General features: G+C 36.5%; 25 protein-coding genes and 2 pseudogenes. 6 read left to right on the top strand and 21 right to left on the bottom strand.

Going from position 1 to position 26,382, the window contains the following annotated elements; genetic code table 11:
• Positions 1-32 precede the first annotated feature (32 nt).
• Entirely contained in the window at positions 33-1,160 is a 1,128-nt protein-coding gene (locus AC3ANV_RS15445) for a 5-methyltetrahydropteroyltriglutamate--homocysteine S-methyltransferase (RefSeq protein ID WP_488309602.1), read from the top strand.
• Between the two features lie 435 nt (positions 1,161-1,595).
• On the opposite strand, the gene AC3ANV_RS15450 is transcribed toward AC3ANV_RS15445, so the two are convergent.
• Complete coding sequence (locus AC3ANV_RS15450) at positions 1,596-2,057, bottom strand: GNAT family N-acetyltransferase (RefSeq protein WP_488309603.1); 462 nt, start codon at positions 2,055-2,057, stop codon at positions 1,596-1,598.
• 612 nt (positions 2,058-2,669) lie between these two features.
• Between AC3ANV_RS15450 and AC3ANV_RS15455 the strand changes: the two genes are divergently transcribed.
• Positions 2,670-3,857 carry an ABC transporter substrate-binding protein gene (locus AC3ANV_RS15455; RefSeq protein WP_488309604.1) on the top strand — a complete coding sequence of 396 codons (1,188 nt, stop codon included), beginning with the start codon at positions 2,670-2,672 and terminating at the stop codon, positions 3,855-3,857.
• Positions 3,858-4,013: 156 nt separating this feature from the next.
• Here the strand turns inward: AC3ANV_RS15455 and AC3ANV_RS15460 are convergent, their stop codons facing one another.
• The 4 genes from AC3ANV_RS15460 to AC3ANV_RS15475 form a co-directional block, all read right to left on the bottom strand.
• A complete protein-coding gene (locus tag AC3ANV_RS15460) occupies positions 4,014-4,292 on the bottom strand; it encodes an ArsR/SmtB family transcription factor (protein ID WP_488314244.1) in 279 nt (92 codons plus the stop codon).
• Between the two features lie 130 nt (positions 4,293-4,422).
• A complete protein-coding gene (locus tag AC3ANV_RS15465) occupies positions 4,423-5,016 on the bottom strand; it encodes a YdeI/OmpD-associated family protein (RefSeq protein ID WP_488309605.1) in 594 nt (197 codons plus the stop codon).
• 296 nt (positions 5,017-5,312) lie between these two features.
• A complete protein-coding gene (locus tag AC3ANV_RS15470; protein WP_488309606.1) occupies positions 5,313-6,020 on the bottom strand; it encodes a DNA alkylation repair protein in 708 nt (235 codons plus the stop codon).
• Between the two features lie 1,504 nt (positions 6,021-7,524).
• Positions 7,525-8,535, bottom strand: coding sequence for a peptidoglycan recognition protein family protein (locus AC3ANV_RS15475; protein WP_488309607.1), 1,011 nt, complete (start codon positions 8,533-8,535; stop codon positions 7,525-7,527).
• Between the two features lie 512 nt (positions 8,536-9,047).
• On the opposite strand from AC3ANV_RS15475, the gene AC3ANV_RS15480 reads away from it, so the two are divergent.
• Positions 9,048-10,805: a SulP family inorganic anion transporter gene (locus AC3ANV_RS15480; RefSeq protein WP_488309608.1), complete on the top strand. Its 1,758-nt coding sequence runs from the start codon at positions 9,048-9,050 to the stop codon at positions 10,803-10,805.
• 185 nt (positions 10,806-10,990) lie between these two features.
• On the opposite strand, the gene AC3ANV_RS15485 is transcribed toward AC3ANV_RS15480, so the two are convergent.
• The 10 genes and pseudogenes from AC3ANV_RS15485 to AC3ANV_RS15530 form a co-directional block, all read right to left on the bottom strand.
• The gene (locus AC3ANV_RS15485; RefSeq protein ID WP_488314245.1) at positions 10,991-12,256 is read right to left on the bottom strand and encodes an MFS transporter; all 1,266 of its coding nucleotides are present in this window, start codon (positions 12,254-12,256) and stop codon (positions 10,991-10,993) included.
• Between the two features lie 265 nt (positions 12,257-12,521).
• Entirely contained in the window at positions 12,522-13,358 is an 837-nt protein-coding gene (locus AC3ANV_RS15490) for an SDR family oxidoreductase (protein WP_488309609.1), read from the bottom strand.
• Positions 13,355-14,434 carry a mannonate dehydratase gene (gene uxuA / locus AC3ANV_RS15495; RefSeq protein WP_488309610.1) on the bottom strand — a complete coding sequence of 360 codons (1,080 nt, stop codon included), beginning with the start codon at positions 14,432-14,434 and terminating at the stop codon, positions 13,355-13,357. Before uxuA ends, AC3ANV_RS15490 begins: the two co-directional genes overlap by 4 nt.
• Positions 14,435-14,447: 13 nt before the next feature.
• Positions 14,448-15,062, bottom strand: a complete 615-nt coding sequence (locus AC3ANV_RS15500; protein WP_488314246.1) for a bifunctional 2-keto-4-hydroxyglutarate aldolase/2-keto-3-deoxy-6-phosphogluconate aldolase — start codon at positions 15,060-15,062, stop codon at positions 14,448-14,450.
• 21 nt (positions 15,063-15,083) lie between these two features.
• Positions 15,084-16,103, bottom strand: coding sequence for a zinc-binding alcohol dehydrogenase family protein (locus AC3ANV_RS15505; RefSeq protein ID WP_488309611.1), 1,020 nt, complete (start codon positions 16,101-16,103; stop codon positions 15,084-15,086).
• Between the two features lie 501 nt (positions 16,104-16,604).
• Positions 16,605-17,306 (bottom strand): GntR family transcriptional regulator, encoded by a 702-nt coding sequence (locus AC3ANV_RS15510; RefSeq protein ID WP_488309612.1) that lies wholly within the window; start codon positions 17,304-17,306, stop codon positions 16,605-16,607.
• A 760-nt stretch (positions 17,307-18,066) separates the two neighbouring features.
• The gene (locus AC3ANV_RS15515) at positions 18,067-18,309 is read right to left on the bottom strand and encodes a hypothetical protein (protein WP_488309613.1); all 243 of its coding nucleotides are present in this window, start codon (positions 18,307-18,309) and stop codon (positions 18,067-18,069) included.
• Positions 18,310-18,509: 200 nt separating this feature from the next.
• Complete coding sequence (locus AC3ANV_RS15520; protein ID WP_488309614.1) at positions 18,510-18,716, bottom strand: cysteine-rich CWC family protein; 207 nt, start codon at positions 18,714-18,716, stop codon at positions 18,510-18,512.
• A 129-nt stretch (positions 18,717-18,845) separates the two neighbouring features.
• Positions 18,846-19,295 (bottom strand): 2-thiouracil desulfurase family protein, encoded by a 450-nt coding sequence (locus AC3ANV_RS15525; protein WP_488309615.1) that lies wholly within the window; start codon positions 19,293-19,295, stop codon positions 18,846-18,848.
• An 87-nt stretch (positions 19,296-19,382) separates the two neighbouring features.
• Positions 19,383-19,469: pseudogene (locus AC3ANV_RS15530) on the bottom strand (helix-turn-helix transcriptional regulator); the annotation flags it as partial.
• Positions 19,470-19,733: 264 nt separating this feature from the next.
• Here AC3ANV_RS15530 and AC3ANV_RS15535 point away from each other — a divergent pair.
• Complete coding sequence (locus tag AC3ANV_RS15535) at positions 19,734-20,300, top strand: DUF2238 domain-containing protein (protein WP_488309616.1); 567 nt, start codon at positions 19,734-19,736, stop codon at positions 20,298-20,300.
• A gap of 97 nt (positions 20,301-20,397) precedes the next feature.
• Here AC3ANV_RS15535 and AC3ANV_RS15540 read toward each other — a convergent pair whose 3' ends face one another.
• From AC3ANV_RS15540 to pdxR, 5 genes are all read right to left on the bottom strand, one after another.
• Positions 20,398-20,652 (bottom strand): hypothetical protein, encoded by a 255-nt coding sequence (locus tag AC3ANV_RS15540; protein ID WP_488309617.1) that lies wholly within the window; start codon positions 20,650-20,652, stop codon positions 20,398-20,400.
• Between the two features lie 442 nt (positions 20,653-21,094).
• Positions 21,095-21,184 (bottom strand): YjcZ family sporulation protein, encoded by a 90-nt coding sequence (locus tag AC3ANV_RS15545; RefSeq protein ID WP_488309618.1) that lies wholly within the window; start codon positions 21,182-21,184, stop codon positions 21,095-21,097.
• 69 nt (positions 21,185-21,253) lie between these two features.
• The gene (locus tag AC3ANV_RS15550) at positions 21,254-21,379 is read right to left on the bottom strand and encodes a YjcZ family sporulation protein (RefSeq protein WP_488309619.1); all 126 of its coding nucleotides are present in this window, start codon (positions 21,377-21,379) and stop codon (positions 21,254-21,256) included.
• Positions 21,380-21,663: 284 nt separating this feature from the next.
• A complete protein-coding gene (locus AC3ANV_RS15555) occupies positions 21,664-22,329 on the bottom strand; it encodes an ImmA/IrrE family metallo-endopeptidase (RefSeq protein WP_488309620.1) in 666 nt (221 codons plus the stop codon).
• A 145-nt stretch (positions 22,330-22,474) separates the two neighbouring features.
• Positions 22,475-23,926, bottom strand: a complete 1,452-nt coding sequence (gene pdxR / locus AC3ANV_RS15560) for a MocR-like pyridoxine biosynthesis transcription factor PdxR (RefSeq protein WP_488309621.1) — start codon at positions 23,924-23,926, stop codon at positions 22,475-22,477.
• Positions 23,927-24,053: 127 nt separating this feature from the next.
• On the opposite strand from pdxR, the gene AC3ANV_RS15565 reads away from it, so the two are divergent.
• Together AC3ANV_RS15565 and AC3ANV_RS15570 are read left to right on the top strand one after the other, a co-directional pair.
• Positions 24,054-24,665, top strand: coding sequence for a LysE/ArgO family amino acid transporter (locus tag AC3ANV_RS15565; protein WP_488309622.1), 612 nt, complete (start codon positions 24,054-24,056; stop codon positions 24,663-24,665).
• A gap of 347 nt (positions 24,666-25,012) precedes the next feature.
• Positions 25,013-25,695: pseudogene (locus AC3ANV_RS15570) on the top strand (transposase); the annotation flags it as partial.
• Between the two features lie 217 nt (positions 25,696-25,912).
• Here AC3ANV_RS15570 and AC3ANV_RS15575 read toward each other — a convergent pair.
• Positions 25,913-26,254, bottom strand: a complete 342-nt coding sequence (locus AC3ANV_RS15575; RefSeq protein ID WP_488309623.1) for a VOC family protein — start codon at positions 26,252-26,254, stop codon at positions 25,913-25,915.
• Positions 26,255-26,382: the final 128 nt, after the last annotated feature.

The following is a 26,382-nucleotide window of genomic DNA, read 5'->3' on the forward strand; positions in this document are numbered from 1 at the left end:
TTTTAAATAGTAAAGAAAGAAGGAAATAATTTATGTCAAAAACACTCGTTAAATCTCCATTTAAGGCCGATCATGTAGGTAGTTTTCTAAGAACGGAACCGATTAAAGAAGCAAGAAAGGCTTATGTGAATGGGGAAATTGATAAAGATGCCCTCAAGTCTACAGAGGATAAAGAAATTGAGAAGCTTGTACAAAAGCAAATTAAAGTGGGACTTAAATCAATAACGGATGGCGAGTTTAGACGTTCTTGGTGGCACTTAGATTTCTTATCAGGTTTAGAAGGTGTTGAATTATTTGAAACGGAATATGTAAGTAACTTCAAGGGTGCTAAAACAAGAAATAATGCCATTAAAGTGGTTGATAAAGTAGACTTCGATAATCATTATATGGTAGAACATTTTAAGTTCTTAAAAGAGGCAGTAGACAAGTATGGTGATGGAAGTCAAGTTGCTAAATTCTCCATTCCAAGTCCTAATATGTTATTCACTAGAATTCAGGGTGATGAATATTATAACGGGAACAGAGAGCAGTTCTATAATGATACAGTAACAGCATACCAAAAAGCCATTCAAGCTTTCTATAATGCGGGATGTCGCTATTTACAACTAGACGATACTTCCTGGATTGATTTTGTTTCGGAAGAACGTATTAAAGCAGTTGTAGATAGACTCAACATGGAAGTACAGGACATTATCGATACTAGAGTACGTTGTTTAAATGATGCCCTTTCTAAGAAACCCGATGATATGATCATCACGATGCATATTTGCCGTGGAAACTTCAGGTCTACCTATATTACAAGTGGTGGGTACGATTATATATCTGATGCCATATTTGCTAATTTAAATGTAGATGGGCTCTTCCTAGAATATGATGATAAACGTTCAGGTGATTTTGGACCATTAAAAAGCTTTAAACGTGATGACCAAACAGTCGTACTAGGACTGATTACATCTAAATTCCCGGAACTAGAAGATCCGGACGCGATTAAAGATAGAATAAATGAAGCAAGTCAATATATTCCTTTAGAAAACCTAGCATTAAGTCCTCAATGCGGATTCTCCAGTACGGAAGAAGGAAATATATTAACAGAAGAGGAGCAATGGAATAAAATAAGTCACATGATAAAAATTGCTGAAAGTGTATGGGGTAACAAATAGACTGTAGAAACTCTCCCTCCCAGTTGTATATATGGAAGGGAGAGTTTTATCTGATTATCAATAACTTCTCAAAAATCGACCCCTTTTTTAAATTTTAAAGAAAATGGGGATTAAAATCGAACAAATTCTGAATTGGGAGGACATTGAGTTGTGCATCCGAAAGTTTGTCGTCCCGTCCGATATTCAAATTGTGTGTGAATCTTGTTCCTGACTTTTATATGGAGTTTGTGAAGAAGGTATTCAAGAGATTCATAATGGGATGGGCTTAAGGAAAGTTAAATAAGCCATCCCCTTTGTATTAATATTCCGTTTTGAGGAGCAATTTTTAAACAGTGCCCAAGTCTTACCAGCTTCCAACTATGCATGGAAAATCACTATCAATGGTATCGCTTTTTTAATTTTTGTTGGTTTGTTACAATGAGCGATTAAAAGAAATTACTTGGTATCGATATGCTTTATTTGTAATCTCATATCGATATGAGGAATATCATCCTCTAAATATACGTTAGAAACGGTTTGGAAACCAAAGGAGCTATAAAACCTCTGTAAATAGTTCTGAGCTTGTATCTTAATAGTTGTCTCTTTTAATTCATTTTGGATAAAATCTATACCTCTCTTTAAAAGCTCTTCAGCTAACCCTACTCCTCTATATTCTTTCTTTACAAAGACTCTACCAAGCGAAGCTTCTGGATAGGAAACACCTGAAGGCAAAATTCTTAAATATCCTAGAATTTCCCCCTCATTTTCTTTAAATAGATGATATGCTTGTGTGTCTTTCCCATCAACCTCCAGATACGGACAGTTTTGCTCAACTACAAAAACGAAGGTCCTTTCTTTCAAAATATTATAAAGTTCGGTATTTGTTAACTCATTAAACTTCTTTAATTTCCAATTCATTAACTATCCCCCTCAGTTTTTTGTTTAATTAGAATCTATCTTTTTCACTTTATTTTCTACATAGAAAAACTTTTTTACCGCATAATAACGATAAAAAGGCAAAGGATGATGATGTTGTTTAAAGAAAGTACCAATAAAATAAACATAATCTTAATAACCGGTATAATAAGCGTGGTGTTAACAACGTTTTATAGCTTGATTATTATGAATCAAAACAGGAAAATGAATAAGAAATTAGGGATACGGTAGTCCCAATCCGAAGCGCCAATTAGGGGGCGCTTTTTTAATCTCTCCTTACTGGTATATTATCACCATCATTTTAGAAAAGAAAATTTCAAACAACTTAGCACCTAATCTATTTAAAACACTCTTTTTATCTCCTTTTATAGTTAGAGAATCACCTGTAACATCAATATATCGACTAATTTGTGACTCTTTCATGACTCCAATTATATTATGCATGTATTAAAAACAATTTGGCACCCATAAAATAGTTTTCGATTTGTTTCTCGGAATTTTTGAGAGTTTCCATTTCTTGTAGACATACCCCTATTAAATTGTATAAAATATTTACAGAAGAATCAAAAAAAACAGAAAACTAGGGGGTAACACATGAACAAGAAAAAAATGTCAGGTATAATGGCATCGTTATTGATTGCCGCAGGCGTCATGGCTGGCTGTAGTTCTTCATCGAGTAGCAGCGCCAGAGGCAATGATAGCACCGATTCATCCACTATTAAAATTGGAGCGAACCTTGAATTATCTGGCGGAACGGCTTCGTTTGGTCAATCAGTTGAAGAAGGTCTTCAATTGGCATTAGAAGAAATCAATAAAAATGGGGTAAACGGAAAGAAATTGGAGTTAGTAAAAGTCGACAATAAATCGGATGCGGCTGAAGCCACAAACGGTACGATCAAATTGGTAAGCCAGGATAAGGTATCTGCCATCATCGGTTCCGCTACCAGTACCAACACGCTGGCGCAAGTTCAAATTGCGGATGATAATAAAATTCCGTTATTGTCACCGACGGCAACCAATCCTTCTGTGACGGTCAAGGGTGGCAAAGTAAACGATTATGTGTTCCGTGCGTGTTTTATTGACCCATTCCAAGGTACCGTTGCTGCCAACTTTGCTTATAAGAGCTTGAAAGTAAAAAATGCCGCTGTTCTGATTGACAGCTCGAGTGACTATTCAAAAGGTCTTTCGGAGGCTTTTAAAACTGCCTTTAAGAAAAACGGCGGAACGATTGTTTCTGAAGAAGCGTATGTGGCAAAAGACACTGATTTCCATGCTACGCTTACCCGTATAAAATCCCAGCATCCTGATTTTGTTTTCCTGCCTGGATATTATGAAGAAGTGGGACTAATTTTAAAGCAGGCTCGTGAAATTGGCTTGAATGTTCCATTTATGGGCGGAGATGGCTGGGATTCACCTAAGCTTGTTGATATTGCCGGTGCCGCTCCTTTAAATAACACCTATATCACCAATCACTACTCTTCCGGTGACTCCGATCCGAAGGTTCAAAGCTTTGTGAAAGCCTTCCAGGCAAAATACGGCGGAAAGTCGCCTGACGCTTTTGCCGCACTCGGATATGATTCCGGTTATTTTATCGCGGATGCCATCAAACGTGCCGGCTCAAGCGATCCGCAGAAAATTCAAAAGGCACTTTCTGAAACGAAAAATCTTGCGCTCGTTTCCGGAAACGTAACACTTGACCAAAACCATGACCCGATCAAATCGGCGGTTATTCTGGAATACAAAAACGGCAAACAAACGTTTAACTCAAAAGTAAATCCGTAAGATTTGCTAGACAAAATCGTAAAAAAAGACTGTCTTCAAGTGGACAGTCTTTTTTGTTAAACCAGTACTGTTAGAATACTAAAAAAACAGGTTCAGAGGTTTGGTCGTACATTTCCTCTAACATATTTTTAATTTCTTCGCCCATTTAATACTCTTTCAGAATTTGCTGTATAACGATACCCAATCCTCAATTTCTCTTAACGGGACAGCATTCAGCCGATACCTTGTTTCTCTACCAACTTTACGGTCGGCAACTAGACCAGCTTCTTTAAGGATAGCCAAATGTTTAGAAACAGCAGTACGACCCATTTGAAATTGAGCGGTTAATTCGTGAAGAGGTAACTCTACTGCATCCGCCAACAAACGTAGCAATTTACGTCTTGTTGGGTCAGCGATGGCTATATAAACATCACGCTCGTGATTTTTATCGTTCAAAATACCCCCCCTTTTAATTAGGACACTAATTGTGTCTTTATTACTTGACACTTATTGGTGTCCTGTCAATTTTTTATTTTCTATAATAGCATTAGTTTTATTCTCCTATCATCAAGTATATAAATGCCCTCTAATCATTTAATCCCTTTCCATTGAGAATTTGCTGCATACATTTTTCAACCCTTGCCTGTCGTGTTTTGGATTGTTTGGGTTGAGAAAAATAAAGAATGTATGCTCTTTGCCGTCCCGGCGTCAATGCTTCAAAAGCAGTTTTCAAGGCAGGGATTTCATCGAATTTATTTTGAAGTTCTTCAGGAATTATGAATTCAGTATTCTTTTTAAAATTCACTTCCAAACCGGCTTTTTCAACTTCAATGGCTTCATAAATATAGGCTTTCAAGATGGTTTCCATTTCAACTATTTCTTGAACATTGGTGAACCGAATCTGGCGCGCCGCCTGTACATTCTCCGTTTGTTGGATTAGAATCCCATGGGGATCCTGTAACAAGGCACCTTTGTGAAACAGAAGCGCACAATATTCTTTAAATCCATGTATTAAAACTATGTTTTTTTTCTCAAATGTGTAACAAGGATGCATCCACTTAAATTCTTCGGTCAGCTCACAGTCAAGAACGATATTTCTCAACTTCTCATATTCTTCCTTCCACTTTTTAGCTTTAATTAAAAATTCATCAACCTTAGGATTCATTCTACTAATTGTCATCAAGGAACACCCCTATTCAATTTTTCGATAGCTGACATTCAAGAATGAACATTCTCAATTTCTCCAATACTTTCTGTAACTTTTTGGCTTTACTTGAATATTCATCAACCTTGAATCATTTTCCATGACCCACTTGGCAAGCTTGCTTGAATCGGTTAAGTCGGACGTGAAGAGATAATTCTTCTACGTCTGCCAATAGACTAAATAGTTCACGTCGAGTCGATCCTTGCTTGTCAGCCACCTTCAAATGATCTATGAGCTCTCGTTTTATTAGTGTAGGTAAACTTCCAACGATTCTAACACCTGACATATTTGCGTTTGAAACCAAGCTTCCCTCTATCTATTTCCTTTTGGATATTTTCGGAAGCAAGCAGAATACTTCTTTTTTTCTTGTCCCGCCTGATTTCGACTGGTCCTACTGCTTTTGCGGTTTCAACCGCCTTTTCATGGAGCGGCAAATACGAAATCCCGACTGTGTAAATAAAATTATTCATAGCGGATTTTGTACGATCAGGAGAATCATGAATCGTATTTTCTACCAGATCAAGCATACCGGCAATCTTGTTTGCACTAAATTCGCTGTCCGGGCGATTACCCAAAAGCCAGCAGTAGCAGCTCCAGCCTGCCGACATTCTAAGTTCTTCCCCGCTTGCGAACCATTTATCAGCAACTGCTTGCGCAATATCGGTTTCAGCCAAAGTTACTGCAACCACATAATCAGAAAGCATATAAAAATACGCCGCATCTATCCAACCCTCAAAATCCGCCTCCGTCATTGTCATTGGGTCAGCGATAATGCCGGCAAAATACATGGCATCGTAGTTCCCGGTGGCATAAAGCTGCTCTGCTAAAGGTTGATTTTTCTTGATTTTCTTTGCGAGTGGCTTCATTGCGCCTGTAGCCACCCCAAAAAGCGGCTCGTGTGCACCATTGCTTAAGTAAGTCTTTTTAATTCGTTCCTTGCCGAGCGCTTCCAATTCCTGCATAACCATTTCGAAATCCATCAGTGTGCACTTCCTTCCTTTATAAACATATACATTTCATTGTAACCATCTAGCATAAATTCTTTATCAAGCAATGCATTTACTTGATGTAAAAGATCAAAAGCTCTTGCCATTCCAGAGAAATTAGATCAAGTGCATTTTCCTTGTGTACTTTTGTTACAATTAAATCTGAACCTTATGACTTATTGAGGTTTTTAAAGAATAAATAATATTCATTAATTAGAACGACTCTTTATTCTCTATTTGATCCAAGAAAACAGAAAGGTTATCCCATATTTTACTACCTCGTTTATACAATTCCATCTTCATTAATTCTTGAACTTAAATCCGTTTTCCTTCCCATTTAATAAAAAATAGAGCTGCCGTCGCAACTCCATTCTCAAGTACCCGTTAGAATAAGTATTTGAACATATGCAGATATTCACAAAGCGAATACAAGGCTTATTCGAATAGGACAGGTAGAAAATTGCTTATGATAGTCCAAATGCGGGTGGTATTCGGACAGGATATGCAGAATATCGCTTTTGATAGTCCGAATACTAGGCTTATTCGGACAGGATATGCAGGAAATCGCTTTTAATAGTCCGAATATGAGGCTTTTTCGGACAGGATATGCAGAATATCGCTTTTGATAGTCCGAATGCGAGGCTTTTTCGGACAGGAAAAACAGAAAATTACTTATGATAGTCCGAATGCGGGGGTATTCGGACAGGAAATGCAAAATATCGCTTTTGATAGTCTGAATTCTAGGCTTATTCGGACAGAATATGCAGAATATCGCTTTTGATAGTCCGAATGCGAGGCTTATTCAGACAGGAAATGCAGAATATCGCTATTGATAGTCCGAATGCGAGGCTTTTTCGGACAGGAAATGCAGGAAATCGCCTGTAATAGTCCGAATGCGGGTGGTATTCGGACAGGATATGCAAAATATCGCTTTTGATAGTCTGAATACTAGGCTTATTCGGACAGGATATGCAGAATATCGCTTTTGATAGTCCGAATGCGAAGCTTTTTCAGACAGGATATGCAGAATATCGCTTTTGATAGTCCGAATGCGAGGCTTTTTCGGACAGGAAATGGAGGAAATCGCTTTTGATAGTCCGAATGCGAGGCTTATTCAGACAGGATATGCAGAAAATCGCCTGTAATAGTCCGAATGCGAGGCTTTTTCAGACAGGATATGCAGAATATCGCTTTTGATAGTCCGAATGCGGCTTTAATCGGGAAGGACAAAAGCTCCCGGTCATAACTGGATTGTATATTATAAGACCGTTTAAACTAAAACGGTTTAGATTAGGGTACTTCTTAAAATCAACAATCCATCCAAAATAACAAAAAAGAAAGAATGGCTTGGAGAAATCTTCGAGCCATTCTTTAAGGGTATTATACTGCGGTTTCATTGGTGAAAAGCTTGTGATTAATGGTGATATTTCACCTGCAATTTACAGTTTTCCACCTCACAAGTGAACCCGTTACAAATTCATGCGGGTTTTTTAAGCATCTACATAGTAGCTAAAATTTCCTGCATTTTATTTCTCACGAGAGGATAAAAATTATTTTTTGCATCCGTTGTGCTATTACCTCCGAAAAATCCAGTACCCGGGCAAGTTTTAACAACATGTCCTTTACTGTTATCTAACACTCTTTCACCAGTATTCATATCCCACCAATGATGGTACGTGATGCTGTCAACGGAAGGGGTTAATCCAAATTTGATACAAAGTAACGCAGCAACTGTTATGATGGTTTCTCTTTGTTCTGCAGTCATTTGATCATTCCCCACATCAAAGTTCCCAAGATTTTCAATAGCGATTGCAGTTGCTTCAATTGTTGGAGTTACAGATTTATTTAGTAACCCAAACGAACCTTGAGGAGGTGTGTTAAATGGTCTGCCCACTACTACTTTTCCATCAGAGAATGTCGTTAAATGTTGGCTTATATCTGACCAGCCCATCTCTTTAACATGATAATCCTTCATAGCATTCATCAAGGAAAAATAATTGGAACCATTAAAGTTCTTGTATGAGGGAGAATATGTATGATGTTCTTGGAAAAACGTTATTTTTCTTGTAATTTTTTGGTTAAATAACCAATCCCTAAATTGCTCCCTCGTCATTAGTACAAACTGTCCACTCATTGTCAGTTTTATAGGAATAATCTTTAATTTTTGCCCCACAGCTATAACATCAGAGGTAAGTCCATTTGTCGATTTAATTAATGGAATCGACGAATTAAATGCTTGTGAGAGCTTCCATAGTGTATCCCCTGCCACAACTTCATACATAATCGGTACCCGCAATTTCTGACCAACTAGCAGCAAATCAGTTTGTTGTAATCCATTTATCAACTTGAGATCATTTACAGTGGTCCGATAGGTACTGGCAATTTTCCATAATGTATCTCCTGATTTTACTTCATAAGTATTCCTAGGATTATTAGCTGCAAAGACTGGAGAAATATTTAGGAACATCATTAAAAATAAACTTAAAACAAGAACAACTTTTTTGTTCATATAAAAATTTCCTTTCTTTAGTATCAAAGCATTAAGACATTATAAAAGTCACCTTATTATTTTTAGGAAAAACAAAGAAACTATCCTAGTTGTTTATTTCCAAATTTTAATATAGTCATTCATATTTACTCAAATTAAAGAGTGAATATTGCACCCCTTAATTGAAAAAGGCTTTTTTAAAAGAAACGATAACCCATTCCGCCCATCCCAATAAACCTATCTGCTCTTACCAATCCACAAATTTATGGACCTTATCTACCAATACAATAAGAATTAATTGGTAAAAATGTTTCAAATTTCAAAAAAATGAAACTCTCTATTTTTGAACACGTATCTACTTTTGGGAGGATAACAAATTAAAGTAACAAAAAAGTTATAAGGATTAAAAAGATTATACAAAGGAGGCTTTTGGATATACATTACTTTCGTAAGTGTAATTAATATGAAAGACACTTTAGCAATAAAAATTATTTCCAAAAATGATGAATTTGACAAAAGGAAGGATGTAATAAATGATTTCCGATAACAGGTTTCAAGGATACAACTTTGGCCATTTAAAAAAAGATCTGGTTGCTGGATTAGTAGTTGGGATAGTCGCCATCCCTTTAGCAATGGCTTTTGCTATTGCTTCAGGAGTAAGACCGGAGTATGGACTCTATACGTCGGCAATTGCCGGGATTATTATTTCTCTTTTTGGAGGCTCTAGATATCAAATTGCAGGACCAACCGGAGCATTTGTCCCGGTCTTATTGGGAGTGGTCATGCAGTTCGGGTATGAAAAATTGTTGATCGCCGGCTTCTTGGCAGGTATCATGATTTTACTGATGGGTGTTTTAAAATTAGGAAGGTTTATCAAATTTATTCCGCGTCCGGTAACGATAGGCTTTACTGCTGGAATTGCAGTGATTATTTTTTCCGGCCAGATTTCTAATTTCTTAGGACTCCGTAACTTAAAAAAAGAAGAATTCTTTCATTTAAATATGAAAGAAATCTTATTAAATTTAGATACACTAAATATGTTCAGTGTTTTGGTAGCTGTTATAAGTTTAGCTATCGTTATTTTGACACCAAAATATCTACCTAAAGTCCCTGGGGCACTGTTAGGTTTAATGGTTTCTACCCTAGTCGCTACAATATTCTTTCCTAATAGAGTTGCAACCATTGGATCAACCTACGGAGCTATTCCAAATGAATTACCGAACTTAGAGTTTCCTCAGATAACGGGTAGTGTGATGATTGAACTCCTTCCAGCTGCGTTAGTGATTGCTATGCTTGGCGGAATTGAATCATTATTATCTGCTTTAGTAGCAGATGGGATGACAAATAGTAAGCATAACAGTAATAAGGAACTCATAGCACAGGGATTGGCCAATATAGTCGCTCCTTTATTCGGAGGAATTCCTGCTACAGGTGCTATCGCGCGAACAGCAACGAATATTAAAAACGGTGCAATCTCTCCTTTATCCGGTGTGATACATGGTGTTGTCGTATTATTAGTGGTTGTAATTTTAGCACCTTATGCATCTGCCATTCCTTTAGCAAGTATGGCCCCTATTCTTATGTTCGTAGCCTGGAACATGAGCGAACGCAAAGAATTTGCACATATCTTGAAAACCAAAACAATGGATTCACTGGTTTTAATGATTACCTTCTTGTTAACCGTCTTTCTGGATCTTACAACAGGGGTTGGGGTTGGTTTGCTTGCAGCTCTATTATCTTTTGTTAAAAAAATGAGCAATACGTTAAAAGTATCCAAGGTTTTACCGGATCCCTTGGATAAACAAGTAAAACCGGAAATGGTACAGCAAGATTCAAACTGTCCACAAATTAACATTTATACGATAGAGGGTCCTTTATTCTTTGGTTCTACGGAACGGCTTGAAGAGAAAATAGAAGGAATTCTTAATTCTAAACCAAAGGTTCTCCTATTAAGAATGAGTAAAGTTCCATTTGTCGATATATCGGGTGAGGTACTCCTGACGGATATTGTGAAAAAATTCAAAGCAAATAATCAACAAGTGATCATTTCAGGTGTCCAACCACAGCCTAAAGATTTATTCAAGAAAACTGGTTTTTATCATTTAGTAGGTGAGGAAAATTTCTTTTCTCATACAGGCGATGCTATAAATAAATCTCTTTTAAAACTAGATATTACGCGTTGTAAGGGATGCAAACAGTTTTCTTTTAATGAATGTTTAACACTCTCGGAACAAGACGCAAATCCAATTGTTCTGAAACGAAAAAGAAAACGGGAGCTCGGGTTAACTTAAATGGCGACTTTTAAATTAAGAATTAACAACTATTAAAAGAAAATCTAATGGGGCATAATCATTTTTGGGTTTGCCCTATTTCACTATTATTTTTACAACCAGAACCGGATTTAACACTAAATAAAAAAGAGATGACTCAGACCACTATATCATCAGTGTTGAGTCATCCTCTAAAACTTTTAGAATTAAACTGTCATATTTAAGGTTTCCTTGTTAGTGCTTGGATGCTTAATGGGACGAACAAAACGGATTACAGATAAGGAAGCAAAGACTGCCAACCCGCCGGCTAATAAAAACGCTGATGTAAATGAACCGGATTTATCAACAAGGTACCCTGTTAAAGTTGGTCCAATAATACCAGCTGTATTTGCTAAAAAGTGCATAAATCCACCTACCGATCCAACACTGCTTTGCTCAACAACATCCTGGACGATTGCCCAGTAAATTGCCCCAGTCAAGTAAAGGAAAAATACTGAAAGTGCAACCAATGTTACGGCACTGACTGTTGATGTTACAAGGCCGGCACATCCGATACAAACAGCTGAAATAAATAAACAAGTTACTAACACAACTTTTCGTGAGAATAAAACACCTTTGCTGGCAAATTTCTTGAAAACGAAATCTGAAACAAATCCGCCAGAGGCAAGTCCGATGAATCCTACAATCCATGGAATAATTGTAATTACACTCATATCCTTAACATTCATGTGACGAGCATCTACCAAATAACTTGGGAACCAGGTTAAGAAGAAGAATAAAATATAGTTATAGGAAAAGAATGCAAATGCTGTAAATAAGACAGTTTTTTGTTTCAAATAAAAGCTCAATGGTCGTTTTTCCTGTAAAACATGGTTGGTTTTTACAACAGTTGTTGTTTTTACAGATGCGGCAGGGTTTTCTTTAACAAATTTCCACCATAAAACTGACCAAACAAGACCAACGACCATAATAAGAAGAAATGATATCTTCCAACTGAATGAAATTGCGATAAATCCTACAATCGGACCTGAAATGGCCCCACCAAGAGGTGTTCCACTATTCGCTAAACCAACAGCTGATGCACGTTGGTCAGCAGGGAACCAGTTATTTACCATTTTACTGATTGTTGTCGAAAGAGGGCCTTCCCCCATTCCGAATAAAACCCGAATGACAATTAAGCTTACAAAACCAACGGCTAATGCAACAGCACCACTAAATAATGACCAAACAATCATGGCAACGAACAAAGTAAGTTTCGCACCATATTTATCAGAAGCCATTCCGCCTATAAAGTTGAAAATCGAATATCCAATAGAAAAACTACTAAAAATAATTCCTAACTGTGTTGCTGATAATGATAGGTCTTCCTTAATAAAAGGAGCACCTATAGACAATGCAGAACGGTCCAAATAATTGATAACGCCAGCTAAGAATAATAAAATCAGTACAGGTAGTTTATCTCTTGAGAACATTTTTGATAACATTCATATACCCCCTCAAATTTTGTCAACGCTTTCAAAATTTCTTATTCATTTCACTTTTTCCTTTTATAAGGAGTAAGTGACAGCTCTCCCATTTTCTTAAAATTTATCATTAACAAAAATTTCTGACAACTATACTCGTGAGCATATATCAACAATCGAAACCATTATCTTATACATTAAAACGAACTACACTTACTTCATAACGTGCGAATGATTCTTTAAGGGAACCATTCGCTATCCAAACTAATTCCACTTATACACCAGAGTAAGCTAAAAAGCCGCCATCCACCGGAACAGTAATTCCTGTAACAAATCCTGAATAATCTTCATCTAAAAGCCAGAGCATGGTCCCGATTAAATCTTCAGGTGTTCCAAAGCGTTTCATAGGTGTTCCGTTAATGATTTTGTTCGAACGTGCTGTATAGCTTCCATCTTGGTTGAGCAGAAGGTTATGATTTTGTGCTGTCAGGAAAAATCCCGGTGCAATGGCATTCACCCTTAAACCATTTTGAGCAAAATGAACTGCCATCCACATTGTAAAGTTATTAATGGATGCTTTAGCAGCACTGTAAGCAGGTACTTTTGTCATTGGAGCAAAAGCACTCATGGATGAAAAATTTAGGATAACCGGTGCCTTTGCCTGCAGCATGGATTTTCCAAATACCTGACTAGCAAGAAAAGTTCCAATAAAATTACTATCGAACACTTTTGAAAAACCACTTTTATCTAATTCAAAAAAGGACTTCCCAGTTCCGTCTTCCTCATAAATTTCAGGGCCTGTAATGGCGTCAGGATGATTGCCTCCTGCACCATTTATCAAAATATCTATATTACCAAAGGATTCCATGATTACTTCTCTAGCATTCTCCAAAGAAGCCTTTTCCAAAACGTCAGCTGCAATGGCTATGGCAGTGCCCCCTAACGTAACAATTTCGTCCACTACTTTTTGTCCCTTTTCAGCCGTTCTATTCAGAATGGCTACTTTTACTCCATGGCGCGCAAGTTCACGTGCCATCTGAGAGCACAATACACCACTTCCACCGGTGATTACTGCCACTCGGCCATGTAAATTTTCATGAATTGGAATCATCGGGACTCACCTATTCCTTTTTTAGATTCGTATGCATCCCATAAACCAAGTAAATACATGATGCCCATGGCACGGTCATACAGCCCGTATCCCGGGCGGCAAACTTCACCCCAAATATGACGCCCATGGTCCGGTCTTACATAGCCCGTGTAATCCTGTTTGTTCAATTCTTCAACAACACCTTGGACATTTATGGATCCATCTTGTGTATAATGGGAGGTTTCTACAAAGTTACCATTCTCATCAATTCTTACATTGCGAATATGGGAGAACGGTGAGCGATAGGCATATTTCTTTGCAATTTCAACCATATCATTTGCAGGATTTGCTCCCATCGACCCTGTACAAATGGTAAAACCGTTCGCCGGGGAATCGGAAATGGCAATAAGTTTTTCATAGCTTGATCCGCCTGTAATGATTCTTGATAAACCGAAAATGGACCATGGTGGATCATCCGGATGGATCGCCATTTTAATGCCGGCTTCCTCAGCAACAGGGAGTATTTCCTTAAGAAAAACGGTTAAATTCCCCCATAGCCTTTCTTCATCTACTTCTTTATAAGCCTCGAACAATTCAGAAATTCGTGCTAATCTTTCCGGTTCCCAACCTGGAAGAGTCAGGTCACAGGACTCTGATACTATACGAATAAGCTCCTGAGGATCTAAATTTTCGACTTTTTCTTTTTCATAAAACAATGCCGTGGAACCATCTTCCAAAGGGTGAAACATTTCCGTACGGGTCCAGTCAAATATCGGCATGAAGTTATAACAGATTACCTTAACTCCAAATTCACCAAGATTACGGATGGTCTGCTTATAATTTTCAATATACTTCATACGGTCTTCGTTACCTAATTTAATTGATTCATGTACATTTACACTTTCAACAACCTCTGTATGAAAACCAAAGGATTGAATATAGTTTATTTCCTCTTGAATCTCTTCTTTCCCCCATACATCCCCTGCCGGTTTTTGATGTAATCCCCAAACAATTCCTTTAACTCCGGGAATTTGTTTCACATGTTCCAATGAAATCGTATCATTATCCCGTCCATACCATCGAAAGGTAATATTCATAACACACCTCCGCCTATTGGTTTATTTTTCTCATATATTCTTGACTTAGTGCGACAACTGATTTATATCCGTCGCTTTGAAAGGCTTTCGTTAAGTCGCTGCCAATTCCAACAGCTACAGCACTGGCATTTAACCATTCATTTATGTTTTCTAGTGAGATTCCGCCAGTTGGCATGATCCGAACATTAGGCAGCGGACCGTTTACTGATTTGATAAAGGAGGGCTTGAAATGGTTTGCCGGGAACAATTTCAATACTTCACATCCCGCTTCAAGAGCCTCAACCATTTCCCTTATCGTCATACAGCCCGGTAAATAGGGTATCCCATAACGGTTGCAAATTGGTGCAATTTCTTTGTTGAAATGAGGACTTACGATGAATTTTGCACCGGCTAAAATAGCATGACGTGCAGTTTCCGGATCTAATACCGTTCCAGCACCGATGAGAGCACTAGTGTTTTGCAATTCCCGAAATACATCTTCTATTTGCGGCGTAGTGTAAGTTAGTTCGATTGCCTTGACCCCGCCTTCAATGGCTGCCTTTGAAATCTCTGCTGCTTCTTGTATATTTTCTCCTCTGATTACGGCTACAACCTTTGCCTCAGTTAGTTGCTTAAGAATAGAAACCATGGGTATCAATGTAGGGCCTCCTTAATCAAACGTAATAACTGCTTTCCTAACCTGATCAGGATGATCTTCGATAAACGTAAAAGCCTCCTGTACTTTAGCGAGAGGGAAGGTATGTGTAACCAGCCCATTATGACGAAGCTTTCCTTCATTTAGTAGATTTATGACTTTCGGAAATTGATAGGTTTGTAATCTTGAGCCGGTAATTGTCACTTGTTTCTTGGTAATGGGAAGTTGAGAAATAGCAGCTGTTTTTTCATCGAAACCAAGAACCACTACATTTCCGGCAACAGAAACAGCTTCAATTGACAATTCAAACGTACTTGGCAGACAAACAGCATCAATTACTTTATTTGCCCCTTCACCATTTGTCCATTCTTGAACAGCCTTTAGGACATCTTCCCGTCCAGCATTAACGATAACATCTGCGCCATTCTCTTTCGCAAATGATAATCGCTCATCGCTTAAATCGGTTATCATTACAGTTGCACCAAGAAATTTGGCCATTTTTAAAATACAAATCCCGATTGGCCCTGCTCCCTGAATGAGAACGGTATCATTTTCTTCCACTTGGCCTCGATAAACTGCCTGTGCACCGATTGTGTATGGTTCAGCTAAAACTATTTCTTCCCATGGAATATCTGAATTCACCTTATGTAGTTGTTTTTCAGGGAGGACTAACCATTCACGCATTCCTCCATCTTCATGGACCCCGAATACAGATAGGGATTGACAAACATTAGGCTGGCCCTTACGACATGCATAGCATTTTCCACAATAACGGATTGGTTCAACTACGACATGATCGCCAATTCTTACATTCGTAACCTCTGATCCAATTTCAACCACTTCTCCAGCCACTTCATGCCCTACTACTCTCGGTAATGTGGCCAACGGATTTGTACCGTGATAAATATGAAGATCAGAGCCGCAAATACCGACTCTTTTTACTTTAACCAAAACATCCGTAGGATTTACAATCTGCGGTTTTTCAACTTCTTGAATTCTAAGATCATGTGCTTTACATACTTGTACGGCTTTCATTTCTACACCTACTTAATTAGAATTTAATAGACACTAGTTGCAATAGTGAATCCTTGTTTAAGATTTCTCTCTTCATACAGCTATTCAATGTAATTTGTCACATAATACGTCAAACCCGAGGATTGGCGGGACCTGAAGCGCTTCCATCATCCTGCCCATTAGATCCAATAACACATTGGTGTCTGTATTAACTGCCCTGCAATAGGTACATAACTTCTTTTTTTATCGGGATGATCACCCCCCATATAGGATTTTTTTGCTTTAATTTCTTTTCCCTGCCTGATCCGATAATCATCTTGATCGCTTCAAGTCCAGTAACTTTTGTTTTCTTAACAGTTTTTTAAGACTTCAGCACCCGCTCTTGTATACTAGTATACAAGATAAACTAAAAAAATACGTGCGTTCAATAGGAATTTAACACTTCCCACCATTTTATTGTTCGAACGCACTACATTTATTTAATTTTGGCCTGTTTTCATTTCCATTGGATGTAAAAATAGATCACTCATTGAAAAAATGAGGGAATTTTTCACTTAGTTCTTGCGTACTAGCTTCTAGCCAAAGTATATGCTGGCTTAACAATTCTTCCGTCTTCCCGACATTGTTCGATATAATAGCTTGAAAAATAGCCTCATGCTCATTGACCAGTTGCCGCATGTGCTTTGTCTCTTGTAGTTCCAAATATCTAATGCGATTCAAATGGCCCCTCATTTGATTGATAATAGAAATTAGAGTAGAATTGCCAGTTGTCTCAAGTATGGAATAGTGAAATTTTTCGTCTAATTTGAGAAAGATATCGAAATCTTGTTCTTCAGCCATTTTCATTTGGTCTTTCAATATACGTATAATTTGTTCATTTAGGTTTTGAAAAATGGGGTCATCCTTATCCCATTTTTTCGCCACTTCCTTAAACGCGCTTACTTCCAAGCTTACCCTTACAAAACGAGCCTCATCAATTTTTCTTTTTGATAAGTAAGCAATCCGGCCACCTCGTTGTGGTTGGACTTCAATTAACTCTTCAGCCAATAACCGTCTAAAAGCTTCTCGTATTGGAGTACGACTTACTCCTAATATATTACCTAATTCTGCCTCAAACACCTGTTGTCCAGGTTCAAAACGCAAAGTGACTATTGCATCTCTAATCACCTGATAGGCATGATCGGATAATGATTCCCTATTTGTTGAAATATTCGGTAATTTCATATTGCCACCTAACCTTAATGTAACCGCTTTATGTTGATTATACTGGTATACTTGTATACTAGTCAAGGGTGTTTTTTTTATTTCAATATGAGAACAATGGAATTGAGCTTACTTTTACCTCATCCAAAAACTTTATCTTCCGAAACAAGCTTGAGGATAATAAGCCGCAAAATATACTAGATAATGGTACAGACAATAAAAAGGTACAAAATAAGAAGGATTAACATATAAAAAATAATCCCAATAGGCAGCCCTTTAATTGAAAAAGGATTATATAAAAGAAAGAGACAACGATGAACGTTGTCCTTTTTTGTTACCTTTTAATTTTTAACATCGAGTTAAATCGACTAACGAGTAAATACGAATTTAGAGGAAACATATTCGGATATTCTCCTTAGGTTGCTCTCTTTATATTAAAACCACAATCTTTTATTATAATCATATTCATAGATATCGAAATTCTCTTCACTTTCTTTTTTTGGGGTACACTCTTCACACGGTTCTCCCGACGGGTTATGTTCACATTGTTCTAATAAAAGTTCCATTGCTTGTATCCCCTCTCCTGTTTCTTACTATCTATATTAATGGAAGCGGTTTCATTTGTCCTGTGGTTTTTACTGGAAATAAAAAAGTCAGAAGAAAAATTGAATTTCTCTGTCTGACCTTTAGATATTTGCAAGATAATCAAACTTTTCGGGGGGATTTATTGATAATAAATCTTTATTTACTTTATATCATTGTTTTTATAAACAATTTTTTATTATGCGTATTTAATTCCTGCAAGCTTTATATTGTTTATATCATCTGACCCGCAAGGCGTTACTGCATAGGTCATTTCACATTTTGGGCAGTTCATAATAACTGTTTCTAGTATAAAGGTTTCTCCACACTTACATCTAATCTCGTGCGCCACAGTTGGTGCAAAGTTTTCTTTCCCTTTATTTTTAACATGATCCACAATATCTTTCCCATCTTTTAAATTTATTGTACAACCGCAGTTCATTAATAACCCTCCAAGGAATTTATAGTTTATTAAAATAAAGTAAATTAAGAATAGCATAGAAACAGTTAAATCAATGTGCCAAAAATTAAACACATTGTGAATTTTAATGATGAAAATTCGATAAAAAATATCAATATACGGGAAAAAGGATAAGAGTAACTTGCCCTTATCCTTTAAAGTAATTATGGTGGTATAATTAACTACCCATTTTTGTTTATTTCCTGCTCTTCTCTATATTTATTTAAACATTTTTTACATATACAATGTTTTCTTCGACTTTCAACAGGTACTAATTCAAAGATTTCATTTGGAAATTTTTCCATGTCACACCAGCAATTTCCTTGTTCACCGGCACCTGTCATACATTCGTTTTCTTCTCCACATATAGGACAATATTTATTCGTCACTTACAAACTCCTCCTCAATCCCTCACAATATAAGTCAAATCTGATATTAAAACATTTTAATTTTCAGCCTATTCTTCTACTATATACAACCGTAAGTTCAATAAGCAAAAAAGGATTACCGTAGAAACCCTATTCTTTAAAACTCTCTTCTGAAACTACTTTAAATCCGCTTCTTCTAAGAAGAGCAGTTGTCACTCCATTTCCAACAATTCTCTCACCTTTAAATTCACCATTATAAATCATCGAACTTCCGCAGGAGGGGCTAAATTCTTTAAGAATAACTACTGTTGCTTCGACCTCTTGAGCTTTTCTCAGAGTAGCATAAGCTCCTTTTATATACAGTTCTGTAACGTCTTTACCCGATTTCTCGATCACTTTAGCCTTACCATCAAGAACATCTTCCCCATTGCCACCAACAATTTCAGCTGGTTCTCTTGGAGTTGAAAAGCCGCCAAGCAATTCCGGGCATACAGTTATTGCTTGGTTTTCTTCTAAAAGTTGACGAATCTTTTGATCTAAACAATGCGTACCATTATATCTTACTTCTAACCCTGCTAAACAAGAGCTCACTAATATCATTTATAACACCTCAATCAAATAGTATCTTATTTCCTTACTTAACCAATTTTCTCACGTTTGCTCACAGTCACTTTCCAAATGATTTCAAAAATCCAAATAGTATTCTTTCAACGTGAACAATTGTTTCTGATTGATAAAGCGTAGGATCTGATTTAAGCGCTCAACTTTTTTCATATAACTTTCTTTATAGGTGCCAATTGTTGTCACCTTATTTTAGTATACTAATAGGTGTAAAAGACATCTACAAAGGAGACAATTGTATTTTTAAATTTCAATTAATATACCAGACCCTTATTATAAATTATGGTCAGGGCTTTTATTTGTTTTGGAGCATAAGAAAAAGCACCCCGAAGGTTGCTCTAAAATGGAACTAACACATAAATTCTATTATAAGGCTCATACTAAATACCAAAATGAATTTTGGGTGAGCTGGTTATTTTGATAAAGAAAACCATTATAATTTTAAGTATTGTTTTTGTTATATTATTCACAGGACTTTTCATCTATTTCTTACTAAAGGGTGATTCAACTCGTTGGCTAGCAGCGCTAGGAGGAATGATAGTTAGTCCAATCCCGATGTCATTATTATTTTTCAAGAACAATCCTTTTAACTTACCTATGATTATCGGATATTATTTTACCCTTATCTATTCTGCAATTTTAGGGACCATCGCACATTTTTACGATCGCTTCACTTGGTGGGACACATCTCTCCATGCCTACAAGGGGATGTATATGGCTTTTGTAAGTAATGCTATTTATAAGCATTTTATTCCTAGTGGTATACAAAAAGATATTTCTCGATGGTTTATTTTTCTTTTTGTTCTGTCACTTCCAGTAATGGTGAGTGTACTTTGGGAAATCTTTGAGTTTGTATGTGATCAGACTTTTACAAATATTATGCAAAAAGGTGGTAATAAGGATACCATGATAGACTTAATCTCTAGTACAGCAAGTGCTCTTCTTGTTACCATTTATTCTATTTGCATAAAACGAAAATTTTAAACTATCATGAGTTGCTGTTTTTTCTTTCCTATGGACAAGTTTATCAAAATACATAACCTACTATGCAAAAATAAAAAGAAGCCATTGGATGCCTTTACTAAGAAAATTCCATTATTTCGATTCGTTCAACAAACACATAACAATCCTGTTCACCTATTTGGTATACATACAATTTTTGAGCCTTTTCTTGCTGAAAACTTTTATATTTAACTTCTTTAGATAAATCAACCTGGTTTACAATTTCTATAATTTTTTTAAGTATCTGATTTTTATTAGGTTCATTTTCTGAGGCCATTTTAAATGGAATAGGTAAATCGTCAAAATCAATAGAGACTAGTACAACTGTTTTCATACTTAATACCACTCCTTGGTGGATATAATAATTCAACAATATGAGATTTGTATTAAAATATAATTAGACTTTTTCGAAAATTAGCACTTCCCATAGACCAACAGCAAAAACTCCTTCCCTTTTAAAAGGCCTTTTAGCTTAAAAGTAGTAAACGAATCAAACCCATTCCTTTTTCTTATACAAGAAACTTGCTATTTTATTTTATTTTATTTTGAAACTTTTTTGTAGGACAAGCAGTCTAAATTAATACCCCCTTTTATTAACATATTTTTGTGGCCCAGCTTCTTGCTGGGTCAACTCTTCTTATTCTTTTTTTAAGTTGTCTCTATAAATTGACTTTGAAGCTAAGAATTTACTCGGCTTCTTTTATGAGCAGAAAAAAAAACAAAGAAAGCCCCAAATAGGAGCTTTCTTCCTGATACAATTCATCTTAACCTGTATTTTAATAGAACATGAAAGAAGCTCCGATGATGATAAGAAGAATAAACAATACTACGATTAACGCAAATGAACTGCCTGTTCTGTGGCCCATAAATAACACCTCCGGCACTTTTTATTTAATGACTTTACACGCCTAAATCCTACCGTTTGTATGAATAAATTAACACCAGCTGGAAAGGACGATAATTAAAAGAATGAATAGAACTACGATTAAAACAAAAGTACTACCGCCATAAAAGCCACCGTACCCATAACCTCCACATCCGAAGCCATATCCAAAACCCATATTTTTCACCACCTATTGAAAGATCCGAATGACTATTCTCCTTATATATATTACTTAAGACAAAAATGGTTTGGACAATCATCACTAATTAAGACAAAATCATCATTTTGCCTAAAAATGAAAAGAACGTCTACTGTATAAGCAAACGTCCTTTAGAAGGTAATGATTTATGCAGATGTTAATGGTTTTGGTGGTAGTAATAACATATGTACAATCAAAAAAACTGATTGGACAAGTGCTGATTAAGAGGAGAAAAATTTAAAAGGATTATTTTATTCAAATCATCATTTCCATCTATCTTTTCTCACTATTTTACTCTGCTTAGCTATTTGGCATTGCTGTAATGTAACAATTGGATTAACTGAAGGTGATATAGGAAACATTAAGTTTTTTTGATTATTATTATGAGCAGGATCTTTTCTTCTCATTTGAGGATAAATATAAGGACCGGAAGGGTCATCATTAATAAACGTATTCTGTGTTAAATCGAATCGTTTAAATAATATGTGTCCAAATTCGTGTGCCAAAGTATAACGTCCGGCAGCCATGTCAGTTAGTAAAATTTGCCCGAGAAATTCATACTCCGTTCTGCTTTCAAAATTTACTATTTCTGTCCCACTGACCCCTATAACGTTTCTACCTCTTCCTTCAGCCAAATAATCCCCTTCCAAATAAAAGACGTATATTCCTATTTTATGACCAGTAGTATTTTTAGCAGTCTTGGTTAAAGAATGAATACGATTATTTTTAAAAACCTTATCTGCAGGAATTGTACCGGCATTTACTATTAGATTACTTTTACTAAAATAAATACCTTTTAATACGAATTTAATACAACCCCTCCATACACTATTAGCTTTATTAACATCTTGTTTTACTCTGCTAATGTTTGTACTTGGATCAGTACCATTGATCAAAAAAGCATACACATCAACTGTATAGGTAGCCAATTCACATAACTCCTTTTAACACCTTCAGATCCACTACTAATACAGTTTATTAATCAATAAGACAAGCTGTGTGGGTAAAAATCTTACAACAGGAGCTACATTTTCTCCTCCCCTTTCTTTAACTAAACGAAATCTGAAAACTAACCTAATAGGTGATTTCTTTAATTAGTTCTGAAAGTCTTATTAACCCCTTTTTTAAATCGTGAAGAGATGCATAGGCAAATGACAAACGAAGATGAAATTGGTTATTTTGATCGTAAATATTTCCCGGGTTTAGTAAAATCCCCTCTTTTAACGCTTTTTCAAATAATTTACTAACTGAAATTTGTTTTTTGATATGTAACCAAATATAAAAACCACCCTGTGGGATATTCCATGTTGCTAATTGCCTAAAATATGCATTTAGTATTTCAAGCGTAAAATCTCTCCGGAATTTTAGTTCTGTCCTTATCTTCTTAACATGTTCATCATATAAACCGCTTGATAGCCACTCGGCAACAATGAATTGAGATAGAGAACTTGACCCATAATCCGTTTGCATTTTAATATCTGCTAACCGATCGATTACCGGTTCCGGTCCAACGATCCAGCCAATTCGTAAACCGGGACCCAGCGTTTTAGACATACTCCCTATGTATAAAATAAGTCCTTGACTATCAATGGATTTTACTGGATTCGGCGGCGGACTTTCAAACCATAAATCTCCATAGACATCATCTTCAATAATTGGCAGCTTTTCATTCTTACAAACATCCAACAATTCATTTCTTCTATTTTCAGACATGAGGATACCCGTTGGATTGTGGAAAGTAGGGATCGTGTAAAGCAAGGCACCATTATGTTGCTTTTTTAACCTCCCAATCGACTCGGATCGAACCCCTTCATCATCCATAGGAATTCCATGTAAGTTCATTCCTGCGGATTGAAATACTTGGACAGAATTCAGATATGAAGGTGTTTCAAGAAAAATCGTTGAACCACGGTGCAATAATCCTAAAGAAATCAATTGTAATGCTTGCAGTCCTCCTGAAACAATCAGGATGGATGCAGGAGAAACTTCTATTTTCTTCGTTTTTAAATAGTTGCTTATCATTTCCCGTAGATAGATACTCCCCTTTGGTTCAGAGTATCCTAACGAAAACGTATGGGGAGAATTCCGCTTGAACATTTGTTGCATTTCTTTGACAGGAAGCAACTCCGGTGAAAGTTCTCCAGTTCCAAGGCGAATGATTGTTGGATCCGTTTCAGCTCTATTAATTTCTTGAATGGTTTTTTTATTGGGTTGGTAAGATCCCGACTTAACGTAGCTGTTCCAATCAGGCGGCGGGATTGATGCAAGTAAACTCCAAGTATTATTGACAACAAATGTACCTTTTCCCACTTTTGATTCGATTAACCCATCGGCTGCTAACTCATCAAGAGCATAAACAATTGTACTCCGATTTACATTAAAATTCTTTGCTAAATCTCGTTGAGTAGGAATTTTCGTTCCAACCGTCCATTCACCGTTCATTATTTTTTTCTTCATAAATTCATAGATTTGTTGATGGAGTGGAATCAAGGAGGATTTGTTTAGGATCCAGTCTTTTTCCGGCAAAAGGAACACCCCTATCATTTTTAGATTCATTATAAATGATTGGTTGGGTGGAATTCCATCCAATTGGTTGGAGACGAACTCAATCAACTCTAATACAATACAGTTATTATCTTTCAGGGGGAGTAAAATGTTAGAAACAATCATACACGGCATTATCTTAGCATTCGGCTTAATCCTGCCCTTAGGGGTTCAAAATGTTTTTGTGTTCAATCAAGGTGCAAGTCAGCCCAAATTTGTAAGAGCACTGCCGGTAATTATTACCGCATCCATTTGTGATACCTTGCTTATTTCAATCGCAGTCTTAGGAGTGTCAGTCGTTGTACTTGGTTCTTATTGGATAAAAACATTTCTGTTTGTCATTGGTATTTTATTTTTACTTTACATGGGTTTTGTCGTATGGAGGACGAAACCTCGTAATGAAAAAGAAGCGGGATTATCTATGCCTCCAAAAAAACAAATATCTTTTGCATTGTCTGTGTCTTTATTAAACCCGCATGCCATTTTGGATACAGTTGGTGTAATCGGTACAAGTTCCGTAAAATATATCGGAAATGATAAGGTTGCATTTGCTGTTGCATGTATAGTTGTTTCATGGGTATGGTTTGCAGGATTGGGCATAACAGGAAGAATGATCGGAAAAATGGATAAATCAGGAGGTTATCTGGCGGTATTAAATAAAATTTCCGCTATTGTCATGTGGAGCACAGCTGTCTATATTTGCTTTTCACTTTTACAATAAACTTTCAATGAATGAAAACTTCAATTGAAAAAAGGAAATCAAAATGATTTCCTCAGGATGTCGAAAAACCTTCGGCAACCTCTTGTTTATTTATCTACTTCAACAATTCACCGCGTTAATTTGTTATAATATTATTGGTATATAGGCTTTTAAACAGGGCTGTTGATTGGCGCTCCAGGCACTTCGCTTTCCGCGGGCGTGCCGGGAAGCCTCCTCGTCGCTTCGCTCCAATCAACAGAGTGTTTTCAATAAAGACCTCCAACTAGACTAATAAATATTTAAAATAAGTGGTGAAATCAATGTTTTAGCCAAAAGAGTCTAGCCAAAGTGAATTTGAATTTGTATCTATTGATGAATTGGTACCTGATGACCATCTTCTTCGTTTGATTGATGAATATTTTGATTTTTCGTTTCTTCTTGAAAAGATCCGTCCTTATTACAGCGATGATAATGGACGTCCTACTGATCCCTTTATTCTTTTTAAAATGATGTTTATTGGTTATATTTACGGTATTCGTCTGAACGTCAACTAGAAAGGGAAATAAGAACAAACGTTGCCTACCGCTGGTTTTAAGGTCTGAAATTCAAGGACCCAGTACCTCATCACTCTACGATTAGCTGGAATCGTCAACACCGGTTTAGGGATACAAATATTTTTCAGGAGATTTTTGATGAGATTGTTCTTCTTGCAATGAATCACAAGATGGTCGACGGTCGTGTTTTATTTACAGATTCAACTCATTTAAAGGCAAATGCTAATAAACACAAGTTTACAAAACAAGAAGTGGAAGTGGATACTCGAGAATATTTTGATGACTTAAACAAGGCGATAGAAGAGGATAGAATTAAACACGGAAAAAAGCCATTAAAAGAAAAGGAGGAAGTGAAAGAGACTAAGGAAATTAGAGTATGTACAACATACCCTGAATGTGGTTTTATGTCGCGTGAAAATAAACAGGAAATGTTCTGTTATCTTGACCACCGAACTACAGACAGGAAGTTTAATATAATTACGGACGTATATGTAACACGACATGTATGGGAGCGCCGAGGAGGCTCCAGGACCTCCCCGCGGAAAGCGAGTGCCCGGAGCGGAAATCAACAGGCCCATTTGCATGGACAATCAATAAATTTGGTATTTGGATTCTGACATAATAAAAAATTGCCGAGAAAAATACCCTTTCTCGACAATCTGAGGAAATCAAAATGATTTCCTTTTTTTGTTTATATTTGACCTTTTTGAACTTCTATTGGCAGAGCACTTCGACTGTAAACCCTCCGGGTGCCTCAACATAAAAAGTATAACCATGCAACTGTTGAGGAGGCTGTACATCAAATCCATCCTCTTTTAAACGTTGATTGATTTTGTCCACTTTTTCTTTATTTTCCTGGGTGAATCCAATATGAAACGTTTTTGGATAATGAACTTCGCTCCCCCTCATTAAAGTAAATACGAAACCATCATCATCAACCATTACAGCAAATCCGTTCCCACGGCTTGCTCCACACGTTAGACCGAAATATTTCTCTAAAAAATTCCGAGCAGCTATGACATCCGTAACAGTTAGATTAAGGTGATTGAGTTTCATTTTTCCACCCTTTCTCCATTGTAATAAAAATAAAGTTACATCTCCATTATATTACATCCATACAATTAAATGGTGCAGTTTCCATAAAACGTTAGCTATTCATGCAGCAGAGCTGCACAGCCCTAATA

The organism is Neobacillus sp. DFD-2R (genome assembly GCF_057747865.1).